This is a genomic window from Flavobacterium sp. N502540 (assembly GCF_025947365.1).
Classification (GTDB): domain Bacteria; phylum Bacteroidota; class Bacteroidia; order Flavobacteriales; family Flavobacteriaceae; genus Flavobacterium.
The window spans coordinates 5,185,904-5,211,271 of record NZ_CP110012.1 but is presented as its reverse complement, the minus strand read 5'-3'; the positions used below and the strand labels follow the sequence as shown (position 1 = coordinate 5,211,271).

The following is a 25,368-nucleotide window of genomic DNA, read 5'->3' as shown; positions in this document are numbered from 1 at the left end:
AGGATTAAATTTGATATTGAATGATTTCTTAGATTTGTATAGCACCATAAAACTATTTAATCATGCCATTAATTGAGCAATCAGAATATAATCTGCCTTCTATTATGCATCGTAACAGGCATATTTCTACTATTTATGCTGCTTTGTTTAAAAAGTATGAAGTTCCCGAATATACAAGAGAAAAGCATGAATTAAGTGATGGAGATTTTATAAACATCGACTTTGTTATAAACGACTCTAAAAAAGCGGTCATTTTATGTCATGGTTTAGAAGGTGATTCGCGCAGAACGTATAATAATAGTTGTGCTGCTTATTTTCGTGAAAAAGGTTTTTCTGTTTTTGCATGGAACAATCGCACGTGTGGAGGCGAGATGAATCGTCTACCAAGACTTTATCATCATGGTGCCGTTGATGATCTTGACGAAGTAGTCCGCTTTGTTTTTCAAAAAGAATTCGAAGATGTCTATTTGATCGGATATTCAATGGGAGGAGTGCAGCTTCTGAATTATTTGGGCTGGACTAAAATTGATAAACGCATAAAAGCAGCAGTTTCAATTTCGGTACCTACACATATTGCTACAAGTGCGGCTGTACTCAAACAAGGTTTTAACAGAGTTTACTTAAAGAACTTTACAATTGATATCAAAAGAAAGCTGAAATACAAGGCAGCTCAGTTCCCTGATTTTATAAATCGGGATCAGATAGATAAAATTTCGTCGTTTGATGAAGTTGATCAGTACTTTACAGCACCGCTGCATGGCTTTGCAAGTCGTGATGATTATTATCAGCGTGTTTCTCCTGAATTCTCCCTTCAAAATATTACCACCCCCGTTTTAATTATTAACTCATTAGACGATCCTTTTCTGGGAGAAAGATGTTATCCCAGAGCCATAGCACAGGACAGCGCCTATGTGTATCTGGAAACACCAAGATATGGTGGGCATTGCGCCTTCCCATTGCGTGACTCGGAGTATTCCTATGCAGAGAAAAGAGCTTATGAGTTTTTTGAGTCGTGCAGAGCACTTACATAGTATTTGTTATGAATCTTGATTGAGTTTCGATAATTCATTTAGTGTATCACTTAAGAAAGATCAAGTATAGCACATATAGTAGTAGATTTGTTTATTGTACCTATATAGTTTACAACCCGACAGGTTTTCAGAACCTGTCGGGTTTGTTTTTTTTACGACCTAATATATAAGGAGTGATTCTGTTTGGCTAAGCGAAAATGCAAGAAAAGTAGTTTCTGTCCAGTTGAGTGAAGTTGAAGCTTTCAGGTTTTGAATTTGGAATTTGAGATTCTATACGATATATAAGAGTAGTTTTTTTGTCCAGCTGAGCGAAAATGGAAGAAAAGCAGTTTTGTCCAGCTGAGCGAAGTCGAAGCCTTTAGGTTTGGAATTTGGAATTTGAGATTCTATACTATATATAAGAGTAGTTTTTTTGTCCAGTTAAGCGAAAATGCAAGAAAAGCAGTTTTGTCCAGCTGAGCGAAGTCGAAGCTTTATCCCGCTATCCGCTGCAATCTTTTGCTTTTTAAAGGAAAAAGCAAAAGGATTTCCACTACTATCGGGGCTAGGGCATGGGTTTTCAAAGGAAAGATCGGTCATAAAGCAAAAACTTCGCGCCTTTGCATCTTTGTGAGACTAGTAAAATAGGAATGTTTTAAAGGCAGGTGTAGTATTGAATCTAATTCATTAAAGAAAAATCTTTCAAATACAGAAATAGTTTAATTTGTAAAAGAGGTGTTGTCAGAGTGTTAAGAAAAAGTTTTAAAAAAGATTAAAAATAAGTTTAGAAAAAGCTTGTGAAAGCGGATAAAGTGACTACTTTTGCACCCGCAACAGCGATAAACGTTCACAGAAATACTGATAAGCAAAACGAATCAAAATGAAAATTTATTTTCAAAAAAGATTAAAAAAAGCTTGTGAGTAAAGAAAGAAAGTTTTAAGTTTGCACCCCGCAAAACAAGGGAAGTTCATTGAAAGATTGGTAAGGAGAGGAGTTAAAAAAGAAAAGAAATTTTCTAAAAAAAAAACTTCAAAAAACTCTTGCCGATTAGAAATAAGTTTTCTACTTTTGCACCCGCTTTGAGAAACAAGCGATATTAAGAAAAAAGAATACGTTCGTAGACATATTGAATTGACAGCCGTTTCGATGAAAATCGAAACTAAAGAATAAGAGTAATAGAGTCGTAAGATTCGAAAAGAACCGATAGATATTCATCGCAATATAATATAAAAAATATACGATGAAGAGTTTGATCCTGGCTCAGGATGAACGCTAGCGGCAGGCTTAACACATGCAAGTCGAGGGGTATATGTCTTCGGATATAGAGACCGGCGCACGGGTGCGTAACGCGTATGCAATCTACCTTTTACAGAGGGATAGCCCAGAGAAATTTGGATTAATACCTCATAGTATAGTGACTCGGCATCGAGATACTATTAAAGTCACAACGGTAAAAGATGAGCATGCGTCCCATTAGCTAGTTGGTAAGGTAACGGCTTACCAAGGCTACGATGGGTAGGGGTCCTGAGAGGGAGATCCCCCACACTGGTACTGAGACACGGACCAGACTCCTACGGGAGGCAGCAGTGAGGAATATTGGACAATGGGCGCAAGCCTGATCCAGCCATGCCGCGTGCAGGATGACGGTCCTATGGATTGTAAACTGCTTTTGTACGAGAAGAAACACTCCGACGTGTCGGAGCTTGACGGTATCGTAAGAATAAGGATCGGCTAACTCCGTGCCAGCAGCCGCGGTAATACGGAGGATCCAAGCGTTATCCGGAATCATTGGGTTTAAAGGGTCCGTAGGCGGTTTAGTAAGTCAGTGGTGAAAGCCCATCGCTCAACGGTGGAACGGCCATTGATACTGCTAAACTTGAATTATTAGGAAGTAACTAGAATATGTAGTGTAGCGGTGAAATGCTTAGAGATTACATGGAATACCAATTGCGAAGGCAGGTTACTACTAATGGATTGACGCTGATGGACGAAAGCGTGGGTAGCGAACAGGATTAGATACCCTGGTAGTCCACGCCGTAAACGATGGATACTAGCTGTTGGGCGCAAGTTCAGTGGCTAAGCGAAAGTGATAAGTATCCCACCTGGGGAGTACGTTCGCAAGAATGAAACTCAAAGGAATTGACGGGGGCCCGCACAAGCGGTGGAGCATGTGGTTTAATTCGATGATACGCGAGGAACCTTACCAAGGCTTAAATGTAGTTTGACCGGTTTGGAAACAGATCTTTCGCAAGACAAATTACAAGGTGCTGCATGGTTGTCGTCAGCTCGTGCCGTGAGGTGTCAGGTTAAGTCCTATAACGAGCGCAACCCCTGTTGTTAGTTGCCAGCGAGTCAAGTCGGGAACTCTAACAAGACTGCCAGTGCAAACTGTGAGGAAGGTGGGGATGACGTCAAATCATCACGGCCCTTACGCCTTGGGCTACACACGTGCTACAATGGCCGGTACAGAGAGCAGCCACTGGGCGACCAGGAGCGAATCTATAAAACCGGTCACAGTTCGGATCGGAGTCTGCAACTCGACTCCGTGAAGCTGGAATCGCTAGTAATCGGATATCAGCCATGATCCGGTGAATACGTTCCCGGGCCTTGTACACACCGCCCGTCAAGCCATGGAAGCTGGGGGTGCCTGAAGTCGGTGACCGCAAGGAGCTGCCTAGGGTAAAACTGGTAACTAGGGCTAAGTCGTAACAAGGTAGCCGTACCGGAAGGTGCGGCTGGAACACCTCCTTTCTAGAGCCTTAATGTTAGCCTAGTGCACGTTAAGGAAAAAAGATGACTATTTATGGGTCTCTGAATTGGAGATTGTATTACTCTTGCTGTTAATTTAAAAAAATGAAAGAATTAAGTAAAAACAGAGTCTCGTAGCTCAGCTGGTTAGAGTACTACACTGATAATGTAGGGGTCGGCAGTTCGAGTCTGCCCGGGACTACTTTTTAAGAATTGTTAATTATCAATTGTTAATTATCAATTAAAAGAAAGACTGTAAGCTTAATTTATAAGGAAATTTTAGAGGTTGAGTAACCGTTTTAAGTACTGTTAACTGAAAACTGTTAACTGACAACTAAAAAATGGGGGATTAGCTCAGCTGGCTAGAGCGCCTGCCTTGCACGCAGGAGGTCAACGGTTCGACTCCGTTATTCTCCACTAAGGGCTATAAGCTATAAGCTGTAGGCCGTAAGCTAAAGAGCTTAAAGCATATTGCTTAAAGCCTAAAGCGCAACAAAGTTCATTGACATATTGAGATAAGAAAATAATAAGAAAGTAGAAAGCGTTTTTTATTAGCAATAATAAAAGACAAAAAAAAACGGTCTTGTTTTAATTGACAAGATTGGTACAATAAGCAAAATAAGGGCGTATGGGGGATGCCTAGGCTCTCAGAGGCGAAGAAGGACGTGATAAGCTGCGAAAAGCTACGGGGACGAGCACACATCGATTGATCCGTAGATATCCGAATGGGGCAACCCACTATGTTGAAGACATAGTACACCGATAGGTGGGCAAACCCGCTGAACTGAAACATCTAAGTAGGCGGAGGAGAAGAAAACAAAAGTGATTCCGTAAGTAGTGGCGAGCGAACGCGGATTAGCCCAAACCAATGATGTTACGGCATTGTTGGGGTTGTAGGACCACGATATTTTATGTACAAGGAACCAGAATCGACTGGAAAGTCGAGCCAAAGAGAGTGATAGCCTCGTATGGGTAACAAGTATAATAGATAGTGGTATCCTGAGTAGGGCGGGGCACGTGAAACCCTGTCTGAATTTGGCGGGACCATCCGCTAAGGCTAAATACTCCTGAGAGACCGATAGTGAACCAGTACCGTGAGGGAAAGGTGAAAAGAACCGTGAATAACGGAGTGAAATAGATCCTGAAACCATACGCTTACAAGCGGTCGGAGCCCTTAAGTGGGGTGACGGCGTGCCTTTTGCATAATGAGCCTACGAGTTAACGTTGCTGGCAAGGTTAAGTGATTAAGTCACGGATCCGTAGCGAAAGCGAGTCTGAATAGGGCGCTTTAGTCAGTAGTGTTAGACGCGAAACCGTGTGATCTACCCATGGGCAGGATGAAGCGCTGGTAACACAGTGTGGAGGTCCGAACCGGTTGACGTTGAAAAGTCTTCGGATGACCTGTGGGTAGGGGTGAAAGGCCAATCAAACTCGGAAATAGCTCGTACTCCCCGAAATGCATTTAGGTGCAGCGTTATTTTAGTTATATAGAGGTAGAGCTACTGATTGGATGCGGGGGCTTCACCGCCTACCAATTCCTGACAAACTCCGAATGCTATATAATGATTGATAACAGTGAGGGCTTGGGTGCTAAGGTCCAAGTCCGAGAGGGAAAGAACCCAGACCATCAGCTAAGGTCCCCAAATATATGCTAAGTTGAAAGAACGAGGTTTGTCTGCCCAGACAGCTAGGATGTTGGCTTGGAAGCAGCCATTCATTTAAAGAGTGCGTAACAGCTCACTAGTCGAGCGGACGAGCATGGATAATAATCGGGCATAAGCATATTACCGAAGCTATGGATTTTGTAGTAATACAAAGTGGTAGGGGAGCATTCCAGCAGGGTTGAAGGTGTATCGTAAGGTATGCTGGACTGGCTGGAAAAGAAAATGTAGGCATAAGTAACGATAATGCGGGCGAGAAACCCGCACACCGAAAAACTAAGGTTTCCACAGCTATGCTAATCAGCTGTGGGTTAGTCTGGTCCTAAGGCGAACCCGAAAGGGACAGTCGATGGCCAACGGGTTAATATTCCCGTACTACTAATTACTGTGATGGGGTGACGGAGTGATGAAAGCGCCGCGAACTGACGGAATAGTTCGTTGAAGTACCTAGCTATATTCTCTATAGGCAAATCCGTAGAGAATGGTGAAATACGATAGTACTCGGAGTCTTCGGACAAAGAGATAGTGCGCCTAAGGGCTTCCAAGAAAAACCTCTAAACTTCAGGTAATTAGTACCAGTACCGTAAACCGACACAGGTAGTTGAGGAGAGAATCCTAAGGTGCTCGAGAGATTCATGGCTAAGGAATTAGGCAAAATAGACCTGTAACTTCGGGAGAAAGGTCGCCCCCAGCAATGGGGGCCGCAGTGAAGAGGTCCAGGCGACTGTTTATCAAAAACACAGGGCTCTGCAAAATCGTAAGATGAAGTATAGGGCCTGACACCTGCCCGGTGCTGGAAGGTTAAGAGGAGATGTTATCTTCGGAGAAGCATTGAATTGAAGCCCCAGTAAACGGCGGCCGTAACTATAACGGTCCTAAGGTAGCGAAATTCCTTGTCGGGTAAGTTCCGACCTGCACGAATGGTGTAACGATCTGGACACTGTCTCAGCCATGAGCTCGGTGAAATTGTAGTAACGGTGAAGATGCCGTTTACCCGCAGTGGGACGAAAAGACCCTGTGCACCTTTACTATAGCTTAGTATTGACCTTGGATAAATGATGTGTAGGATAGGTTGGAGACTTTGAAGTGGCGTCGCCAGGCGTTGTGGAGTCATTGTTGAAATACAACCCTTTGTTTATCTGAGGCCTAACTCTTCGATGAAGAGGACAGTGCTTGGTGGGTAGTTTGACTGGGGTGGTCGCCTCCAAAAGAGTAACGGAGGCTTCTAAAGGTTCCCTCAGTACGCTTGGTAACCGTGCGTAGAGTGCAATGGCATAAGGGAGCTTGACTGAGAGACATACAGGTCGATCAGGTACGAAAGTAGAGCATAGTGATCCGGTGGTTCCGCATGGAAGGGCCATCGCTCAAAGGATAAAAGGTACGCCGGGGATAACAGGCTGATCTCCCCCAAGAGCTCATATCGACGGGGGGGTTTGGCACCTCGATGTCGGCTCGTCACATCCTGGGGCTGGAGAAGGTCCCAAGGGTTGGGCTGTTCGCCCATTAAAGTGGCACGCGAGCTGGGTTCAGAACGTCGTGAGACAGTTCGGTCTCTATCTACTGTGGGCGTTAGAAATTTGAGTGGATCTGATTCTAGTACGAGAGGACCGAATTGGACAAACCTCTAGTGTATCTGTTGTCCCGCCAGGGGCACCGCAGAGTAGCTACGTTTGGAAGGGATAAGCGCTGAAAGCATATAAGCGCGAAACCCACCACAAGATGAGATTTCTTTTAAGGATCGTGGAAGATGACCACGTTGATAGGCTATAGATGTAAAGGCAGTAATGTCATAGTCGAGTAGTACTAATAATCCGTAAGCTTATGTACACCCTTTTCCCTCTCGTCCCAGACGAGAGGGAGGAAACTTTCTTAACAAAAAACTTATTTGTTTCTTTATCTCAGTATGTTAAAATATTGTTTTAATTGATAATTAACAATTTATAATTAATAATTAAAAAGTTGCCCAAGCAACTAACAGCCTTAAGGTGGTTATTGCGGCGGGGCTCACCTCTTCCCATCCCGAACAGAGAAGTTAAGCCCGCCTGCGCAGATGGTACTGCAGTTATGTGGGAGAGTATGTCGTCGCCTTTCTTTTAAGAACCCTATCCAAATCGGATAGGGTTTTTTGTTGTATAACGTTTTTTAAATCCTTGAGCGCTTTGTGTAAACCTTCGCGGACTTTGCGGTTAAAAAAAATGCACACGGATGATACAGATTTGCTAAGCGAAAACGCGGATTAGAACGGATTTTTTATTGGATGTAGATGGCTTTTGCCCTTTCAGGGCGATGTTTGCTGTTTATTTTGGTCCATAGTGCTTTGCACCATGCTTTTTGCTTTTCTGGCTTTCAGCCTTTTTTCCTTGCGGGCTTTGCGTATACCTTTGCGGACTTTGCGGTTAAAAACTTTAGTGCTTTTTTCTTTGAATATTCTTTTTATCGTTGACTGCGTTAGGGATGGGAGCGATATCCTTTTGCGAGGACCGTTCATTTAAAAATTCCCTGAAACTTCTATCGCAAAAGATTTAGCGGACAGCCCGACCCGAAGGGGAACGCCATAATAATTGTTGTTGTTATTGGATCGATGTTTAAATAAGAAATAGATTAGTATAATTAAATGCTATTTCCTTTGACAATTCCGCGGGATGAATTCTTTATAAAATCTAATATTTTATCACGTTCATAAGTTTGCTTCATGTGTTTTTCGATAAAATCTAATGCATGAGAGGTATTTCTTTTTTGCTGAAAGATGATACGATATATTTCTTGTAGTTCTTGTATTTTTTCAATCTTAAAACCTCTTCTTCTTAAACCAATGGTATTCAATCCTGTAAAGCTTAAAGGTTCACGGGCAGCAAGTATATACGGAGGTATATCTTTGACAATGCGACTCATACCGCTAATCATGGTATGCTCCCCAATAATCGAAAATTGATGAATTGCTGTTAATCCGCTGATATTTGCGTAATCACCCACCGTTACTTCTCCTGCCATTCCCACGTTAAAACCTATAATGCAGTTGTTGCCAATGAAACAATCATGTCCGATATGAGTGTTGGACATGATTAAATTATGGTTCCCAATTACTGTTTTTTGTTTTGATTGAGTTCCTTTGTTTATAGTAACAAATTCTCTGATACTATTGTTATCACCTATTTCCAGGGTACTGTATTCGTTTTTGTATTTTAAATCTTGTGGGGTTCCTGATAATACTGCATTGGGGTGTATTTGGCAATTCCTGCCGATTCTCGCACCATCAAGTATGTTTACATTATTACCAATCCAGGTGTTATCTCCAATAATTACATCATTTTCAATAGTAGTGTAATTGCCAATATGAACATTTGTTCCAATAATTGCATTTTTGCCTATAGTTATATTTTTCAATTTGATTGTCTTTATATGAAAAGCAAATGTTGGAAAAATATAATAATTTTTTCTTGATGTAAAATCAATTAATTGAAGCTCTGATTCTGCTCAATGTTTCCTGACTTACACCGATAAGCGAGGCAATATGTTTTAGTTTTGATTTTGCAATAATAGGAGGGAATGAATTTAATAAGTAGAAATATTTATCCTGAGCATTCATGGATTTATAAAAATGATGAAATTCATTCAATTTTGAAAGATAAATTCTAAGCAACTTAATATAGAATTTAGAAAATAAAGGATATTCTAATAAAATTTGTTCATCTGTGTAAGATAATGAATAAAGTATGGTATCCTCACATGCCTGAAAAAGCTCAAATGATGGTTTCTGTTCAAAAAAACTACTCAATGAAGTGATGAATTGGTGATCGGTATAAATCCATTTAGTTACATCTTCTCCGTCATTATAAAAAAACCTTCGTACTGAACCGGATTTTATAAAGTAAATTTTTTGGCAAATTTGTCCTTCTTTTAAAATAACCTCATTTTTCTTGTAAGATTCTTCTTTAAATAAGTTTTTTACTGCTTTTTCGGTCTCTTGATCCAGTGCATGAAAACTGTTTATAAATACAAGAAGCTCTTCCATTGCCTTGTTTAGTTTGTTTATTTGTTGAAAATTAGACCTAATTTGGGACTAATTAATAACGAATATAGTCTATTTCTTAGAAGAACTCTCATTATAAATGTTGATGAGTGTGTTATTCGAATTCTGTTTCGTTTAGATACATTTTTTATTTGGATAACCCGTTAAAAAAAAGAACCCCAAAAGAGTATTTTTTGGGGTAGATTTTAGGGTAGAAATGAATTAAACCTGTTTGTAGTCACTATGCCAAACAGCTTCTTCAGGACCATCTCCTTTGTGTCCGTCTAATTGAATTACGAAACTTTTAGCCGGGAAGTATGGTGTGATGTGGATATCTAGTAAGATTCTGTCTTTTTGAGTTTTATCCTGCTCAATTTTCATTACTGTAAACTTTTCAATAAGATTAGTTGGTCCTTTAATTCCGTCAAGGAATTTAATGATTTGGCTTCTTAAATCGGCTTCAGTTCTGGTAGTCCAGTTCTCGAAAGCTCTTCTGTTTAAGAAATCGAAAAGTACTTTGGTAATATGGTCAAATACACGTACTACAGAGTAGGTTTGTAAACCTAAGTTGTCTCCGTTGAACAATGTTTTTGCAGAGAAAGCCATAATTTTGCTGTACTCATTAACCATTGGTACTAATCCCATTTTTTCAATTTCTGAGATTTCACTTTTCTTCAGGTCAAAACGAACACTTTCCACCTCGTTTAAGCCTCCGAATTTTTTACCGGCAACCACTTGAGACATCAATGTTTTGTATATTTTACCTGCTAAAGAAGTCGATGGTGGTACATAAAGATTGTCTTCTTCTCCAACTTCGTTATTTTTACTTCTTCCTAACAAATAGTTACAAGTCATAATAGTGTTTGATTTGTACACATCACCACCAGTATGATTGGCATTGAAGAAGATATCGATAACATCATCCGGAGTTTCAAGATCTTGGAAATCAGTTAGTAATACTGTTTTGTTTTCGTGAGCTATTTTAGACCATTTTTCTAAAACAGCGTTAGAACCTAAATATCCTGGAACTGAAAGTATAGAGTAGTTTTTTCTCAAATCAAGACGGTCAAAATTTTGCTTTAATTCATTCGAAACATAATCAATAAACAAAGTGTTGTCTAAATCTTTTAATTGCGTTATATCAGCGTTTACGATCGTTACGTTCTTGATTTTATCACTTTCAGCATTTTTGTAGAATAAAGCAACACTACGATAAGAAGTTTCTAATTCTCTTGTAGTGTTTAAGGCGTATTTCAAGTTTTTATTTAATGTTGCATCTGCTGATGTTGCTTTTGCATTGGCTACTTCGATCATTGATTCAACAGAATCATTTCCTTTTAGTAAATCCAGCCACAAATCAAGTCTGTTATTAAGAGTTGTTCTCTCACTTTCCCATTGAGCATCGTTAAGAAAGATGTTTTTTCTGGCTTTTCTGGTAGGGTTTAAGTTTGATAATCCGTCGATTACGTTTTCTAAGAAAGCAAAACCTCCATATTCGTTTAACAGGTTTATTTTGCTTGGGGAGTCTTGTACTAATTGTTCGCTTGAAGAACCTTGAACCTTTTGTTCTTTAGTTTGAGTTGCCATATTTACTGTTTGTTGTTGTTAATTTCGTTCTTAGCGTTTTGAAGTAATTCGATTACTGCATCTTTAACTGCCGGATCCTGGATCGCTTTAATTAAAGCTCTGTTGCTCGAAAGCTGACGAACAATTTTGTACGCTTGTTCTTTTTCAGTGTTTAATTTATTAAGAAAAGGACTGTTTTCTTTTATAGATTTTGCTCCAAAATCTCCTAAGTTTTGGAAAACCATCGATTCGTTTAAATCGGAACCTTGTTCCGTTGTAAATTCAAAGTCTACGCTAGGTTTGTACTTTTCAAAAACCGCTTCTACAGTCTGCAAATCATAGACAGCTTCGGGTCCAACCGGCTGCTCATTTGTAAGTTTTTGAATTAGTAATGTTCTGTTTGAAGGAATTTCCAAAATTGATTCACTGGCGTCAACTTTTACTTCATTGCCACCAATACCATAATTGAACATGCTCATAATTTTATAAGATTTTTAGTTGATTTTGTAAAACTAGTAAAAAAAAACTTTAAAATAATATTGATTTGTAAGTATTTTATTTGGAGTTTTGTAGCAATGTGTTAAAATTAAAAATTAAAGCTTTAGTTTTATAAAAAACAACTTAATTTCGACAAAAGATGAAATACCTGAAATACCCTGTTAATTTTAAGTCTTTGGTGAGAGGTTCACAGGATAATTTTTGTAAGATAGAAGAATCGATTGCTTATAACATTATGATGATTATTACCACTTCATTTGGAGAGATTCCGGAGATCCCAAATTACGGATCTGTCATCTGGGACCTGGAGTTTAATCAGCATATAAAGAAAAGAGATTGGGAGGATTTGGTTAGAAAATCCCTGTTAAAGTCGATTACTGAATTTGAGAGGAGATTAACCTTAAGTGAAGTCACTATTTCGTTAGATGAAATTGATAATACCGAGCTGGGATCAAGCATAAGAAGAAAAGCAAACATAGTCGTAAAAGGAGACATTATCGAAAGTCTGATGCCATTTAGCTTTCACACAAAATTGAATATAAGCCCAATTTCTCAATAGTACAAAATATGAAAGACGTTAAGTTTATTGAAATAAAAAACAGAATACAAAAGAAGTGTTTAGAGATCTGGGGAATTGAAAATATTAACATGGCCGACCCCTTGGTCATGATGTTATTAGAAGTTTTTGTTCATGAACTTTATTATTTGTATCACGAAGGAATCGAATCTGATAATAAAATTATTGAGCGTATTGCTCAGGAAATTGTGCCAAGTCAATGGAATTTACCTATGCCGGCTCACGCTTTAGCAAGTACAGCAGCAACAAATGGTATTGTGGTACTCAACAGTGATGCTGAATTTATTATAAAATCGACTTTCGCGACCAACGTTGATTATGATATTCATTTTACACCCTTTACCAACGAAAGCATTATTGAGGGTGAGGTTGGTTTTCAGCTCTATGACTCCTTATTGATCGATTCTTTTAAAAATGTGAATCGCTTACCGGCGCATTGTAAAATTTCTGATCACAGGATGTGGATTGGACTGGATATTTCAAAAGAAAATCTGGAGAAATTAAATTCTTTGAAATTTACATTTGTTACAGAGAATTCCTCGTTAGACGCTTTTTTACAGTTTGTTACGGTAAGAGATACTCATGGAAATGCTATTGCTTTTGAAAATGAAAGTTTTGCGGAAGTTCAGGACAATAAGCATTACGTTGAAGCGATAAAATCATACTATAAAAATTTTATTTACAAGTTAAAACTAAATCCGGAGAAGTTGGTTTATGAATCTTTACTGGATAAATTTAATATTGAAAAAGACGCATTAAAATCTGCTAAAAAGAATACAGAACTTATTTGGTTAGAGTTTGTATTTCCTGAAATCTTTACCAAACAGGAGCTTGATAAAATCCAGATAAAGATCAACACATTTCCGATCGTCAACCGAAAGCTGAACAACAGAGTTCACAATGCTCAGGTGGAAGGACGTCTGTTTCCGATGAAGGCTGAGAGAAATACGCATTTTTTGGATGTGATGAAAGTTTTTAACGAAAAAAATATCGAATTCATCAATGGAATCAAGCAGCCTAACGCTATCACTTCAAATACCTATACCGTTTTTTATGGCGGATTAGAGAATTATGATTCCAGAACAGCAAAGTTTTTCCTTAAAAAATTAGCCCGAGCTTTACGTGAAGACATCAGTTCATTTTCGAATATCAATGCCGATTATATTGATGCGACAATGACTAAAATCAATGAAGAAATCAATTCAATTGAAAGTAAAATTACCAGCAGTTACAGTCAGGTGAACGAAGAGGAAGTTTATGCTCTGATTCATGAAACCGATAAATCTAAAATTTTGTACTGTTCGTATTGGACTTCAAACGGTCAGGTGGCTAATAACTTAAAAAAAGGTACTGTTTTAAAACAAACGATCTTATCAGAATTAGTTCAGGATTCTACTGTTTTTGAGACGACTTCGCTTGGCGGAATTTACAGAAATAACAAAGTCGAGAAATTAATCAATCTTCGATATGGTTTTTTATCCAAAGAGAGACTGGTAACGAAACAAGACATAAAATCTGCGGTTCATTATCATTTAAGAAACATTACAAAAGAGGTACTGATTACAGATGGAGTGGGCATTAGCAATGAAAGAAAAAAAGGAGTATTCAGAACGATTGATGTAAAAGTTATTTTGCAGGATAAGTATGCTTTACAGATAGAAAACAAGCAAAAAATAGGATTGTTTTTGAAGGAAACCTTAGAGAAACAATCTGTGATGAACATCCCATTTCAAATTACCATAAACTAAACTTATGAATGAATTAGATTATAGCCCCAGCTTACTATCTGCAATTAAATCTGCTAAATCGTTGGCCATTCAGGATGGACATAGCACTTACGGTGTTCCGCATTTAGCCTACGCACTTTTATTTGAGCCAACGGGATTGACAGAGGTTTTAAAAACATTATCAAAAGACATAGATTATATAAGAGAATGGTTTGACGTGAGAAAGGAGGTATACACTTCGACTCAAAGCAATGATAACATTATTATTGCCGATGCAGAGATCGAAAATGTTTTTACCGAATCAAATTTCAATAAAATCAGATTAGGATCAGATTCTATTGATGCTTTTTGCGTTTTTATTGCCATTATTAAACCCGGATTGGTGTACAGTGACAAACAGATCGACGGTTTAAATTTAAGCGATAAAGAACTTTTAAAACATTTTGGGCTTCGTAATACTCAAAAAAGTTTTAATCTGGTGGATAATGATGATAAAGAAGAAACGGTTGATATTAATTATTGTGATACACTCTACAGAAAAAATATAATCGAAGAGGGCAGTGCTATTATTGGCCGAAATAAGGAGGTAAGACTGATACTTGAAAACATTGAACGATACGAGAATCACGGTATTTTGTTGATTGGAGAATCAGGTATTGGAAAAACTAGTATCATAAAAAATCTGATTTACAGTTTACACGAAACAGATCCTAATTTTTTTGAAGAAACACTGGTACTTTCTTTAAACGTGTCTAAACTTGTTGCCAATTGCAGCGGTGAAAATGAGATTTCGAAGAAATTGATTGAAATTTTCGAAAAATTATCCAAGAACGGAAAGAGCATTCTTTTTATCGATGACATACAGGTGTTGTTAAATTCATCAAGCTCAAAATCAAATGCGGTAATCAACATCATCAATACGCAGTTAACTCAGGGAACGATTAACATTATTGCTTCTATTGATTCAGATTCGTATCGAAAATCGATTGAAGGAACGACTATTGACGGAAAGTTTGAAAACATTTTTATCGAAGAACTGGATCATGCTTTATTGCTGGAATGTCTGGGGATTTATAAAAATAAATTGGAAAAACATTATAAAATAGGGATTGACGATGAAGTTATAGAAGAAGCCATTCATTTGTCGAAAAGATTTTATAAAGAAAAGAAATTGCCTTACGGAGCCATTGATTTATTAGACAGAACAGCTTCGTCAGTAATTGTTTCGAATGCCAATTCCTTAGTTGAAATTGTAAAAATAAAAGAACAGATAAAAGAAGCTGACCCTGCTGATGAATCAAGGATGAGTTTGCTGAAAAAAGAAATATTCAACAGAATTAGCTGTGTGGTAACCAGTAAAATTAGTGCTGCCGAAAATTCAAAAAAACAAAAAGACGAAGTAATCACTTTCGATGCCATCGAAAAATTATCAGCTGATATCGAAGCGATTGCAAAAGAGAAAATCACTGTGGTTAAAAAGTCTGAGATTTTGGCGGTCGTTTCTAATGCAACCGGAATTCCATTAGGAAAAATAAGTGCAGGAGAAAAGGAAAAACTTCTAACGATTGAAGACAAATTACAAGAGAGAGTAAAAGGGCAGGCACATGCTATTAAAACACTTTCAGAAGCCATAATCGAATCCCGTAGTGGTTTGAGCAACCCAAAACAGCCTATTGGTTCGTTCTTCTTTTTGGGACCAACCGGGACGGGAAAGACAGAATTAACTAAAACACTTGCAGAGCTGCTGTTCGATGACGAAAATGCGATGATTCGTTTTGATATGTCAGAGTTTAAAGAAGAACATTCGGCGGCGTTATTGTATGGTGCACCTCCGGGATATGTGGGGTATGAAGAAGGTGGGATGCTGGTGAATAAAATCAGACAAAAACCTTATTCGGTGGTACTTTTTGATGAGATCGAAAAAGCGCACAGTTCGGTTTACGACGTGTTTTTGCAGATTATGGACGAAGGAAAAGTGCATGATAAATTGGGGCGTGAAGGTGATTTTTCGAATGCAATTATCATTTTTACCTCAAATATTGGAAGCCAATGGATTCAGGAGCAGATAGAAAGCGGTCATTTACCCACTTCTAATCAGTTGATTGATATTATGAGTCAGCACTTCAGACCTGAGTTTTTAGGACGTTTGACTGAAGTAGTTCCATTTGCACCGATCAATATAGAAATCGCCAAAGCTATTTTCAAACTGCATCTTAGCCGTTTGCAGGAACAGTTAAGAACGATCAAAAATATTTCATTTGATTTATCTGATTCGGCTTTAGAATATCTGACCAATAAAGGATTTTCTAAAAAATATGGTGCCAGACCTATTGCGGGAACCGTACGAACTTATCTAAAGAAAACCATTTCAAAACTAATTATATCCGAAGCTATTTTGGAGAACGAAAGTATTGTTCTGGATATAAAAGAGGATGAATTTATCTGGGAAAAGAAATAAGATATGGAACAGGATATCGCAGTTTTAAAACAACAGCTTAACTTTAATTTGAGAGGAGAAATTCTTTTTTATGAATTGCAAAATATTCTTAAAAAGGAAACCGAAGTCTTTGTCAGACATAAAGGACTTTCAAAAAGGCACAATTCAAGAGATGCTATTGATCTCTCGTCGATGTTGTATCAGGAAGATTCGAGATTTACCAAAGAAGCGCTAGTGCTGCATTTGGCCAAAAACAGCATCTACCATAATTTGCCTGAATTACTTTTTCATCCCTTATCGGTTAGTAATTCTACGATGTCGAATAAAGAAATTGTAGAAGCAGTAAGAGAAAACAAAAAAGCAGAAAATAATGCTTTAGATTTTTTTATGCCCTTTGACAATGAGCTTTTTGCGGCAAATTCAAATTATGCGATCAGAAGTCTTCACTTGTTTAATGATAAGATTGATTTGTTTCTGAAAATAGTAGATGAATTAGTCGCCATTGATTTTGACTTGTCTAATGCGCAAAAAAAGAATCTCTTCATTTATCTGTGTGAAGCCGATAAACTGAAAGAGAATCTTCCGGAACTGGAGAAAGTACTGGAAACCTTATTGGGTAATGTAGTCAAATTAAAATACAAGAAACATGTCTTCACCGATTCTCCTTTTTTGGAATTAAGTGAAGGAGCATTAGGATTCAATCTGGGACTTTGCGGAGCGGTAGAAAGCGAGATAGACGACGTAGAGGTTGCGCTATATTTTGAAGGAAATATAGATTATAAGATACTGGAACGCAAGATGAACCTAACTCGTAAAGTATTAGAGTATTTTATCATTAGTAACAGAAAAATTGATATCGTCTTTTTTAATAATTATCAGTTAGGCATAAAACTAAACGAGAACTATTTGGGCATAAATACCATTTTATAATTTTTAAACCATAATAAAGAGATAACATTCAGATATGAATACAATACTACCCTTTTTCTTAAAATACCTATTAGCTCCGTTTTTGATTTTAATCATAACGCTGATTATGAGCCAGTTTTCAAATGTGAAAATTAAAACAAAAGCGGCCATAATATTTACTTTATGTTTTTCGATTATAGCAGCTTTGCCCTGTTTGTTTGCTTTCTTTAACAATGAATTTATCTGGTTTGGCTTATTATTTTCGGTTATCTACTACATCATACTTGGAATCGCACTGGTGTATTTCATGAACACTGCTTTATTTCAAAAAGTGGGGATACAGAATAATGTTCTGGCAAAAGTGTTTCTGTTTTTAATAATAGCGATTCTCTCTTCCTGGATTTATTATCTTGTTTTCAACTATATCGCCATATCAAGTTATGCTCACATCAGTATGCTTAATATTTTGTGGTTGTTTGTACCTATCTTTTTTCAGGAATCAAAGAACAAATACCTGCAAATACCTGAGCCTTTCTACGAATACTGGAGAGTGGGGAAAGAACGCAAGGATTTCGAATATTGGGATAATATCGATAAGTTTCGCCTCATGCAGGTATCCATACACATCAGAAAAAAAGCCAATTCTGAATTCTTTTCAAAATTTGATGTAAAAATTGCTCAGGACGTCAATCTGGGTAGTTGGTTTGATAAGTTTATAGAAGATCAGAATTACAGATTCCCTAATGATGCTATCGAATCCAACGCAGAGAATGAAGATACGGGCTGGACTTTTTATACCGCAAAATACTTCAGCTTTCCTTTGTTTATAAAGAACTTGAGTCCTTACAGAACCATTTCTGAAAGTAAATTGAAAAATAAACAGACCATTTTTGCTAAAAGAGTAGCTTTAAACAGACATGAAAACGGTCTGGAAGAATAATTAAATACCACCTCTTTTTCTTTAAAACCATTTGGGTAAAAAAGGAAAAGAGATTAATAAATACCACAAAACAAACTTCAGGATTATGAAATCAAACATTCATTTACCAATCAACTGGACAGACGGTGTAAAACTTACGAAAGACCATTTTATCAATAATTATTTCAATTACGTAACAATTGTCAGTGATTATAATAAAGTTCAGTTAAACAATTTTAATTATGGCTGTATCCAGCCGGCGGGAAATAAATCGATAGACATTGAGATAAAAATTGAGGGAGGACAGCTGGTTGCCTACCTAAAAAAATGTGAAGTAATTGCTAAAAACGGTCACATAATTTCTTTTAATCAGGATATTTATGGCACCAAACTTCCGGAAGTAAGTATAAACGCCAACGACTTAGATCGAAATTCTTTTGAGCATTATTACGTTATTGTTTCCGTTAATCCTTATGATTTAATTCCTGTAGGTATTCCTGATCCGGAAATTATTCCATTGCATCATCCTCATGCCCTTCCGGAGATCAAATTGCACATCATCAATAAAAAAGAGGTAAATGATAATTTTTTATCGGGTTACTTTTTAATTGTCAAAAAAATAATATTCCAAAACGGAACTTTTATCGAAGACAACAAGTACATCGCTCCTGTTGTTAAGACTAAAAACAATGAAATCCTGAATCAGTTTATAGCGAAAGTAAACACTGAATTGTATCAACTGAATGATTTCTCGATTAAAATTCATAAAAAAAATGTGCAAAACTCTTCTAATAACAGACTGGTGTCGAACACGTTTAGTTTATGTACCAAAATAATCGAGTATTATTCAGAAAACTGTTTTTATCTTAAAAATGTCGCTCCTGAGGAATCTCCGGTGTATATGTTTGACAGAATAATTGTTTTGGCGAATCATCTTATTTCGACATTGACTTTAATGGATGACAAAGAAAAAGAGGTGCTGCTGCAGTACTATTATGAATGGATTGATGTAAAACCTTCGGAGTTATTGAGCGTATTGTTTGAAGCAAAAAGCGCCGTATACGACCACAACGATATCGCGCAAACACTTGAAAAACTGAATCAGTTTTTAGGAATTTTGAAGCGCTTATGGCAAAAATTAAGTGAACTGGAGTATATCGGAATCAGAAAAGAAAACATTGTAATTAGTGAGGAAACGAAAGTGGCAGCACCAAAGAGCAATACATGGTCAATATTAGATTAAACATAGCGCTATGAAACCACTTAATTCTCCTAAAATAGCGACTCAAAAACGCAGGTTTTTAATCCTCTTTTTTACAACGTTTACTTTTATTTTCGGCTGTCTTTTTATTACGCTGATAACGGCCAATAAAGGTGCTGCCGAGTTAGAGCAAAAACACAAATACTACAATGATATTGCAGTAAAACAGGGCGAAATGAACTTGCTTCTGGGTGAAATCCTTATCGAAATCAATGACTTAAGATTTAAAGACAGAACTTTAAATGAACGTAAAAATCTTCAGTCCCTGATCAACGAAAAAAGATTTGCAATCAATAATGAGATTCAAAAATCAAAAACAAATCTGACCAATTCTTTCGGTTTGTATGAGGAACTTTTGGTTGAATTGCAGCGTATACAAACTAAAATTGATGTTTTAAAAGAAGCAGCAACAAGCTACGAAATCAAAAGTAATCAGCTTAAAAATTGTATTGAAAAACATAAACTGGAAAATAAAAAAAATAGTACCAAATCATGAAGAAGGCAATAATTTTTGACGAAACCTATTGGAAGAAAGCAAAGTTCAATTTATTATTTATCATTAGCGCCTGTGTCATATTTATTGGTCTTACCAAGTTTTTATTGAAGACACCTGATTTTAATAATACAGATATGCTGAACAGAATTAATGATTATGAAAAAATGCAGAAGATTAAGGTAGACTATGCCAATAAATCGAAGTTAATTTTCAAAACCATTGATACGATTAAATACGACATTAATCAGGTACAGCGTATCGATGAAGTAAAAAGAAATATTTCAGAGTACAAACAGCTTTATAAAGACAACGAATTTCATTCGTCCTATAATTTTTGCTTAATCGGCGGGAACTTATTAAATGTTTTTTTAGAGATAAACCTGGAAGAAAGTACGGTAAAAAAGAACGATACTCTGGTACAGACAAGTCTTAACGAATGTAAAGCAGATTTTAAAAATGAACATTAAAAACAGAACAGTAGTTATCCTTTTGTCTTGCATTGCGGTAATTTTAGTGATAGTAGCACTGCTATTTCCTTATAATAAACGATTGAGTAATCTTGATTTTTCGATTGTTGATGATAATAGTAATCATCAGTATGAATTAAACGAGGAATTATCTTTTAAAATAAATGACAGTACTTTAATATCAGATAAAAAAGCCGTTTGGTATTTTGGAAACGGTGATTCGATTGTTAGTAAAGGAAGTGTAAATTACACTTATGACAAAGCCGGAAAGTATTTAGTTACCTTAAAAATTGACGACAAGTTTGATTTTTCAAAACAGATCAATATCGTTAATGGCAGAAGATTGACGGCAAGAGATTCGATCACCAAGATCTTTTGTCCGGAGTTTGGTTATGTAGGTGAGGAAATTGTGTTTACCGGATATTCTCCGAGTTCTAATAATTGGTATTGGGAATTTGGTGAAACGGGAACTATTGATTCTTATGAAAAACAAGCCATTTATATTTTTACTCAGCCTGGAATTTATACGGTAAAGCTTGAAACAGACAAAACGAAGTATCCGATAACAAAAGAAATTGAAGTGCTTCAGTTGTACGAACCTTTCAAAGAACCGGAGGCCGTAGATTCGTCAGGTATTGTATTGAATGATATTAAAAAAAGACTGCAGACCATTGCTAATTTAGGAGCAAGAGATACCAGAACGTACAGAGAACAGGTGAATTATCTGAAAAATAAATACATCTGCAATGATTTGTCTGATGTAGTGGTAGTAGTCAACGAAGAAAAATACAATGATTTTTTAAGTTACTGTCAGGGACTTCATTATCTGGAAGGCAATGAGACTATAATTGAGGATGTAAAATTAGATAATATTAAGTGCTTTAAGCAGATCAATATTACCCAAAAAACTAAAAATAAAACAAAGTAATAGATGAAAAGCAGCATTTTACTTCGATATACGTCTTTAATTTGTTTATTGATCACCAGTACCCTTTTTTCGCAGGTTAAGAACAGTACAAACGTTCTTAGAAAAACGGGAGAAACAGTTAATACTTACGATAACCAGGAGCAAAAAGAAAATAAAAAACCAGAACTGAAAATGGTTTTTTCGGATCGAAATGAGAATAAAATTTATGAGGAACCTTATGGCGCTAAAGTAAAAAATAAGGCCGCTATTTTGACTCCCATGTATGTTATTGATGAAGATAAGAATTATTACGAAGTTGTCGTTGCGGATAAAAAACTGATTGGGAAACCCAAAGGGACATTCTCTGCTTTAAGAAGTAAAGACAACCATTTTTCTAAAGCTAAAGAAGTACAATATCTGGGATGGATTAAAAAAGACAATGTACTGGAATATGGAAGAGCTATCCAGAATCAGGTTAACTTAAAATATGTAAAGTATTTTGTGGCTTGTAATACGCTGGATAATTTGGTAAACAGTAACAATAACGTCAAAAAAAGTACTCTTTTGTTAAAGGGAGATCCTAACTTAGAAACAGTAACCAAAAAAGGGATAAAACTAAATGACTTCGTTTACGTCTACAACATAAACAAAACGGCAAATTCAGCCTTTGTGTCCAATTCTGATGATTTGATGCCAAAAGACACCGCTAATTTTAAATATGGTTGGGTTCCTTTGCAATATCTGAATCCTATAACAGACAATGTGGTGGTGAAACTGAATCCTGCCGATACGTTGAAGTTTTCGTCGGGTAAAATCAACTTTCATGCAAATGAACTGTACAGAAACACCTTTTTCGTAAATGAAAATCAATCTAGTATTGCTGCCAGATTCGATAATACCACTAAAATTTTATTGCCTGTAAATGTCTGGAACCACGACAAAAATAAAATAACAAATTTAAAAGGGGATGATATTACCATAAAGACAATCGAACAGATCGATTTGCAAAGTAAGACCATTAACTTTTTTTACGTTTTTGAGAACAACGGCAGTACCAAACAATACCTGAAAAAGACACTTTCGGCATTGCAAAATCTAAAATTAACAACGAGCAGTGATTTGTACGCCAATTATAATTTTACGTACTCGTTTATTGCAAAAGGAAAGTCCAAAAGTTATTTTTTGCTCAGAACATCCTCTTTTTCGAAGTGGTTTGATTTAATTGAAAAAAGTATCAAAACACCGGAAGAAATTACAAATGAAAATATTTTACCCAATAACAACATAAATATTACTCAGTTTTTGAGTGCGGGACCCAATTACGAAAACAATTTCTTTATACTCGCAGGATTAGACGGATCAATAAATACCGTTTTGCAGGACAATATGAGCACATTGGCAAAGAATAATGCCAAGTTATTGTACATCCTTTTTAGAAATGAAAACAGTTCTGACAATCAGGATTTTATTTCGCAGAGTAAGGCCTATTTAAGTGATGCCAGTAATGCCAACAAAAAATACATTCAGAACTATTATGTAGATCCAAAGCTGGTTCCTAAAAATGATGAATTTGTTTACAATGGCGAAGCGGATAATGAGTACATCTACAACGCTCCTTTAAAAAGTAACTTTAATGGCGGAATTGTATTTCCTAAGTTAAACGGGGAGCTTACTCCTGAAACGATAAACAAGGCCATTGATACCGTGATCAGTAAAACGATCAAGACGAACAATGCATTGCTAAAATCACTCACTCAGTATAAAAATGAATTTAGCTTTTTAAGAAGTCAGCCGAGTATAACCGTAAAAAATATTATCGAAAATTCTCCTTTAAAAGACAGTGTAAGTACTGATGTGCCTAAAAAGTATAAAAACGAAACCTTTGCGATAAATGCAAAAGATTCGCTGTATAATGATTTAGAAAGTAAAGTACACATTTTACTGACCGAAAATGAAATTAAACAGCTTATTGAAAATTATCGGGAGTTAGTAAGCAAAGAATACACCAATGAAAATATTGATAAGGTAGAGATTCTGAATTTTAAAGACAGGTGCTATACATTTGCCTCAATTATCAGAAGGACCGAACCATTGAGAAACAGAAATTCTTTAGCAGATCTGTTTTATTTTAAGACAAGAGTATTTGTAAACAGTTCTGATCTGCATACTATAAGAATTAAAGATATCAGAAAGTTTAAGAGAAAACCGGCTGAATTCAGAGCGCTGTTTATAGGCTTGAATGCTAAAGTTGAAGCCCTAGAGAAAATGGTAAGAAATAGTGCTTTTGAGGTTTTTGATGAGGAGTCTCAGCTCAAACACTATTATATATCGAAAAATATGCTACTATAAAATAACGATTATGGAACTTATCAATACAATAGAAATGACGAAACCTTTGCATGAAATAATTTTAGAGTTATTTTATTTTGAAAGCAAAGGGAAACCGTGTGAGTTTACAAAAAAAGAAATCTTGTGGAGGCTTAAAAATCCCAGTATTACAGAATATCAGATAGAAGAAGTACTCAATTGGATGGTACATCATAAAAAACTAAATGAGAATTTAGGTTTGTACAGCCTCGATCGCTTTGAACTAATTGATTTAGAAGAAAAATTTAAAACCGAGAGATTGCACAAAGAAAAAAAACAAGAGCCTATTTTTTTTACCAATTACAGTACGATAAACAATATACACAATGCCGCAAAGCCCAAAGCGCTTGAAATATTTATTCAGTACATACTGCCTACGTTTTTGCTTTCTTATATTGTGTTTATTTTTTTCTTAGTAAACAAGTTAAATGACAGTTTTGCGGTAAACAATAATAAAATTGAAGACGTTAGCGAACTGACATTAAAAGAGCCTAAAACAGGAGTCATTAGAAAAAAAAGAGCGCTGTCTGACAAAGAAGTAAAAAGACTGTTTTCTAATCAGCATCAGAATATTTTGTATTTGAACAAGACCATAGATTCATTGCAAAAGCAGGTGAACAAAATTAATGAAATTCATACCACAGCAACTTTAGACTTAAAAAACCAGGTCAATTCTTTACAGCCACAGGTCAATTCAATAGTCCTGCACATAACCGTTGTACTGTTGGGATTTATTCTGTTATTTTTTATGAAAAATGTTACAGATTAAAATGAATTAGTAAAAAAAACAGATAAAAGAGGTATTCTAAAATTATGCAGAATATCTCTTTTTGTGTTTACGGGGTTAGGTGAAGAAGTAAAACGAATGTTGAAAAAATATTTTTTGACTATTAGATTGTTTTTTGCAGTCACTATTTGTTTTTTTAAAACAGATGAATTTTCTGTCAGCCCTTATGAATGCTGGATTCTTACATTTGTCAATTAAAAACGACTCTTTTTTTTCTTATTTTTTGTGAAAAAGATTACGAATCGACTTGTTTTTTAAAAATGTATTTGTATATTCGTACAAATATTGATTGCGAATCACCCTCATCTTCCTACAAGAAGCAATTAAAAAAAGTACGTTAGTACAAAAAGAGGTATTCTAAAATCATGTAGAATACCTCTTTTTTTTTGTTCATACTAGTCATACAAAAAGAAAGAGGATTCTGAAAAACTTTATTTAACAACTTAAATTTTTTATTATGGCATTTAAATCAATTTTAGAATTCGAAGGAAACGAGTACCAAGTATTATTTTCAAAAGTTGATATGTTGAGACATACTGACGGTAAAGGAGCAGTTTCTTCTGAAATTAAAGGAGGAAGATTAAACTTGAGAGTAAAATCTACAGACAACACTACAGTTATTGAACAAGCAGTAAACAGTCAACACAAACCAGTAAGCGGAAAAGTGAAATTTTTCAAAGCTGACTCTGAGCAGGTAATGAAAGAACTTACTTTTGAAAACGCTTTTATTGTGTTCTTTAGTGAGCAGTTAGACGCTTTGGCTGAAACTCCAATGACTACTGAGATTACATTCTCTGCAGAGAAAATTACTTTAGGTAATGCTACATTAGATAACAACTGGGCTAAAATTTAATTTTTCTCATAAAACAAGAAGCAGTTACGTACTGCTTCTTGTTTTTTTATTTTCAGAATATGACATCTTTTAGCTTAAAATTGAATTCGGCGCGAAGAACTTTAAAATAAAGGGCTTTGACTATACTCTGTTTAAGTTAAAAATTTTAAAGAATTAAACTTAAAACTA

General features: G+C 36.1%; 17 protein-coding genes, 2 tRNA genes and 3 rRNA genes. 18 read left to right on the top strand and 4 right to left on the bottom strand.

The genetic code is table 11. The features are described from left to right. Nucleotides 1-62: 62 nt before the first annotated feature. From OLM58_RS21535 to rrf, 6 genes are all read left to right on the top strand, one after another. On the top strand, nt 63-1,031 hold the full coding sequence (locus OLM58_RS21535; protein ID WP_264530592.1) for a YheT family hydrolase: 969 nt from the start codon (nt 63-65) through the stop codon (nt 1,029-1,031). 1,217 nt (nt 1,032-2,248) lie between these two features. After that, nucleotides 2,249-3,762: ribosomal RNA gene (locus OLM58_RS21530) — 16S ribosomal RNA — on the top strand. Nucleotides 3,763-3,887: 125 nt separating this feature from the next. After that, nucleotides 3,888-3,961: transfer RNA gene (locus OLM58_RS21525), tRNA-Ile, on the top strand. 141 nt (nt 3,962-4,102) lie between these two features. Then, a tRNA-Ala gene (locus OLM58_RS21520) sits at nt 4,103-4,176 on the top strand. Nucleotides 4,177-4,366: 190 nt separating this feature from the next. Beyond that, nucleotides 4,367-7,247: ribosomal RNA gene (locus OLM58_RS21515) — 23S ribosomal RNA — on the top strand. Between the two features lie 154 nt (nt 7,248-7,401). Beyond that, nucleotides 7,402-7,511 (top strand): 5S ribosomal RNA (rrf, locus tag OLM58_RS21510). Together the 16S, 23S and 5S rRNA genes with 2 tRNA genes alongside form the textbook arrangement of a ribosomal RNA operon. Nucleotides 7,512-8,030: 519 nt before the next feature. Here the strand turns inward: rrf and lpxA are convergent. The 4 genes from lpxA to OLM58_RS21490 all read right to left on the bottom strand — a co-directional run bounded on the left by lpxA (nt 8,031) and on the right by OLM58_RS21490 (nt 11,474). Then, entirely contained in the window at nt 8,031-8,804 is a 774-nt protein-coding gene (gene lpxA, locus OLM58_RS21505) for an acyl-ACP--UDP-N-acetylglucosamine O-acyltransferase (RefSeq protein ID WP_264530591.1), read from the bottom strand. A gap of 64 nt (nt 8,805-8,868) precedes the next feature. Further along, complete coding sequence (locus OLM58_RS21500; protein ID WP_264530590.1) at nt 8,869-9,432, bottom strand: Crp/Fnr family transcriptional regulator; 564 nt, start codon at nt 9,430-9,432, stop codon at nt 8,869-8,871. 219 nt (nt 9,433-9,651) lie between these two features. Continuing rightward, entirely contained in the window at nt 9,652-11,016 is a 1,365-nt protein-coding gene (locus OLM58_RS21495; protein WP_017496374.1) for a DUF5458 family protein, read from the bottom strand. A 2-nt stretch (nt 11,017-11,018) separates the two neighbouring features. Continuing rightward, nucleotides 11,019-11,474 (bottom strand): hypothetical protein, encoded by a 456-nt coding sequence (locus tag OLM58_RS21490; RefSeq protein ID WP_319802357.1) that lies wholly within the window; start codon nt 11,472-11,474, stop codon nt 11,019-11,021. A gap of 158 nt (nt 11,475-11,632) precedes the next feature. On the opposite strand from OLM58_RS21490, the gene OLM58_RS21485 reads away from it, so the two are divergent. The 12 genes from OLM58_RS21485 to tssD all read left to right on the top strand — a co-directional run bounded on the left by OLM58_RS21485 (nt 11,633) and on the right by tssD (nt 25,200). Beyond that, nucleotides 11,633-12,052 (top strand): GPW/gp25 family protein, encoded by a 420-nt coding sequence (locus tag OLM58_RS21485; protein ID WP_017496372.1) that lies wholly within the window; start codon nt 11,633-11,635, stop codon nt 12,050-12,052. A gap of 8 nt (nt 12,053-12,060) precedes the next feature. After that, nucleotides 12,061-13,818, top strand: coding sequence for a hypothetical protein (locus tag OLM58_RS21480; protein WP_264530589.1), 1,758 nt, complete (start codon nt 12,061-12,063; stop codon nt 13,816-13,818). A 4-nt stretch (nt 13,819-13,822) separates the two neighbouring features. After that, nucleotides 13,823-16,255 (top strand): AAA family ATPase, encoded by a 2,433-nt coding sequence (locus OLM58_RS21475; protein ID WP_264530588.1) that lies wholly within the window; start codon nt 13,823-13,825, stop codon nt 16,253-16,255. A 3-nt stretch (nt 16,256-16,258) separates the two neighbouring features. Beyond that, nucleotides 16,259-17,164 (top strand): hypothetical protein, encoded by a 906-nt coding sequence (locus tag OLM58_RS21470; protein WP_264530587.1) that lies wholly within the window; start codon nt 16,259-16,261, stop codon nt 17,162-17,164. A 34-nt stretch (nt 17,165-17,198) separates the two neighbouring features. Then, nucleotides 17,199-18,083 carry a TssN family type VI secretion system protein gene (locus OLM58_RS21465; protein ID WP_264530586.1) on the top strand — a complete coding sequence of 295 codons (885 nt, stop codon included), beginning with the start codon at nt 17,199-17,201 and terminating at the stop codon, nt 18,081-18,083. Between the two features lie 85 nt (nt 18,084-18,168). Next, nucleotides 18,169-19,305, top strand: coding sequence for a hypothetical protein (locus tag OLM58_RS21460; protein WP_264530585.1), 1,137 nt, complete (start codon nt 18,169-18,171; stop codon nt 19,303-19,305). A 10-nt stretch (nt 19,306-19,315) separates the two neighbouring features. Beyond that, the gene (locus OLM58_RS21455) at nt 19,316-19,819 is read left to right on the top strand and encodes a hypothetical protein (protein ID WP_070905591.1); all 504 of its coding nucleotides are present in this window, start codon (nt 19,316-19,318) and stop codon (nt 19,817-19,819) included. Continuing rightward, on the top strand, nt 19,816-20,286 hold the full coding sequence (gene tssO, locus OLM58_RS21450) for a type VI secretion system TssO (protein WP_017496365.1): 471 nt from the start codon (nt 19,816-19,818) through the stop codon (nt 20,284-20,286). Before OLM58_RS21455 ends, tssO begins: the two co-directional genes overlap by 4 nt. Further along, nucleotides 20,276-21,214, top strand: a complete 939-nt coding sequence (locus OLM58_RS21445; protein ID WP_070905590.1) for a PKD domain-containing protein — start codon at nt 20,276-20,278, stop codon at nt 21,212-21,214. Before tssO ends, OLM58_RS21445 begins: the two co-directional genes overlap by 11 nt. 3 nt (nt 21,215-21,217) lie before the next feature. After that, the gene (gene tssR / locus OLM58_RS21440; protein WP_264530584.1) at nt 21,218-23,542 is read left to right on the top strand and encodes a type VI secretion system protein TssR domain-containing protein; all 2,325 of its coding nucleotides are present in this window, start codon (nt 21,218-21,220) and stop codon (nt 23,540-23,542) included. Between the two features lie 10 nt (nt 23,543-23,552). Continuing rightward, nucleotides 23,553-24,329, top strand: a complete 777-nt coding sequence (locus tag OLM58_RS21435) for a DUF5457 domain-containing protein (RefSeq protein ID WP_017496363.1) — start codon at nt 23,553-23,555, stop codon at nt 24,327-24,329. Nucleotides 24,330-24,804: 475 nt separating this feature from the next. Further along, the gene (tssD, locus tag OLM58_RS21430; protein ID WP_017496361.1) at nt 24,805-25,200 is read left to right on the top strand and encodes a type VI secretion system tube protein TssD; all 396 of its coding nucleotides are present in this window, start codon (nt 24,805-24,807) and stop codon (nt 25,198-25,200) included. The last annotated feature ends 168 nt before the right edge of the window (nt 25,201-25,368 follow it).

Bases quoted from the DNA above. Each gene is read 5' to 3' on its own strand.
- OLM58_RS21535 (WP_264530592.1), top strand. From the start codon at position 63: ATGCCATTAATTGAGCAATCAGAATATAATCTGCCTTCTATTATGCAT.
- OLM58_RS21500 (WP_264530590.1), bottom strand. From the start codon at position 9,432: ATGGAAGAGCTTCTTGTATTTATAAACAGTTTTCATGCACTGGATCAA.
- OLM58_RS21495 (WP_017496374.1), bottom strand. From the start codon at position 11,016: ATGGCAACTCAAACTAAAGAACAAAAGGTTCAAGGTTCTTCAAGCGAA.
- OLM58_RS21490 (WP_319802357.1), bottom strand. From the start codon at position 11,474: ATGAGCATGTTCAATTATGGTATTGGTGGCAATGAAGTAAAAGTTGAC.
- OLM58_RS21485 (WP_017496372.1), top strand. From the start codon at position 11,633: ATGAAATACCTGAAATACCCTGTTAATTTTAAGTCTTTGGTGAGAGGT.
- OLM58_RS21480 (WP_264530589.1), top strand. From the start codon at position 12,061: ATGAAAGACGTTAAGTTTATTGAAATAAAAAACAGAATACAAAAGAAG.
- OLM58_RS21475 (WP_264530588.1), top strand. From the start codon at position 13,823: ATGAATGAATTAGATTATAGCCCCAGCTTACTATCTGCAATTAAATCT.
- OLM58_RS21470 (WP_264530587.1), top strand. From the start codon at position 16,259: ATGGAACAGGATATCGCAGTTTTAAAACAACAGCTTAACTTTAATTTG.
- OLM58_RS21465 (WP_264530586.1), top strand. From the start codon at position 17,199: ATGAATACAATACTACCCTTTTTCTTAAAATACCTATTAGCTCCGTTT.
- OLM58_RS21460 (WP_264530585.1), top strand. From the start codon at position 18,169: ATGAAATCAAACATTCATTTACCAATCAACTGGACAGACGGTGTAAAA.
- OLM58_RS21455 (WP_070905591.1), top strand. From the start codon at position 19,316: ATGAAACCACTTAATTCTCCTAAAATAGCGACTCAAAAACGCAGGTTT.
- tssO (WP_017496365.1), top strand. From the start codon at position 19,816: ATGAAGAAGGCAATAATTTTTGACGAAACCTATTGGAAGAAAGCAAAG.
- OLM58_RS21445 (WP_070905590.1), top strand. From the start codon at position 20,276: ATGAACATTAAAAACAGAACAGTAGTTATCCTTTTGTCTTGCATTGCG.
- tssR (WP_264530584.1), top strand. From the start codon at position 21,218: ATGAAAAGCAGCATTTTACTTCGATATACGTCTTTAATTTGTTTATTG.
- OLM58_RS21435 (WP_017496363.1), top strand. From the start codon at position 23,553: ATGGAACTTATCAATACAATAGAAATGACGAAACCTTTGCATGAAATA.
- tssD (WP_017496361.1), top strand. From the start codon at position 24,805: ATGGCATTTAAATCAATTTTAGAATTCGAAGGAAACGAGTACCAAGTA.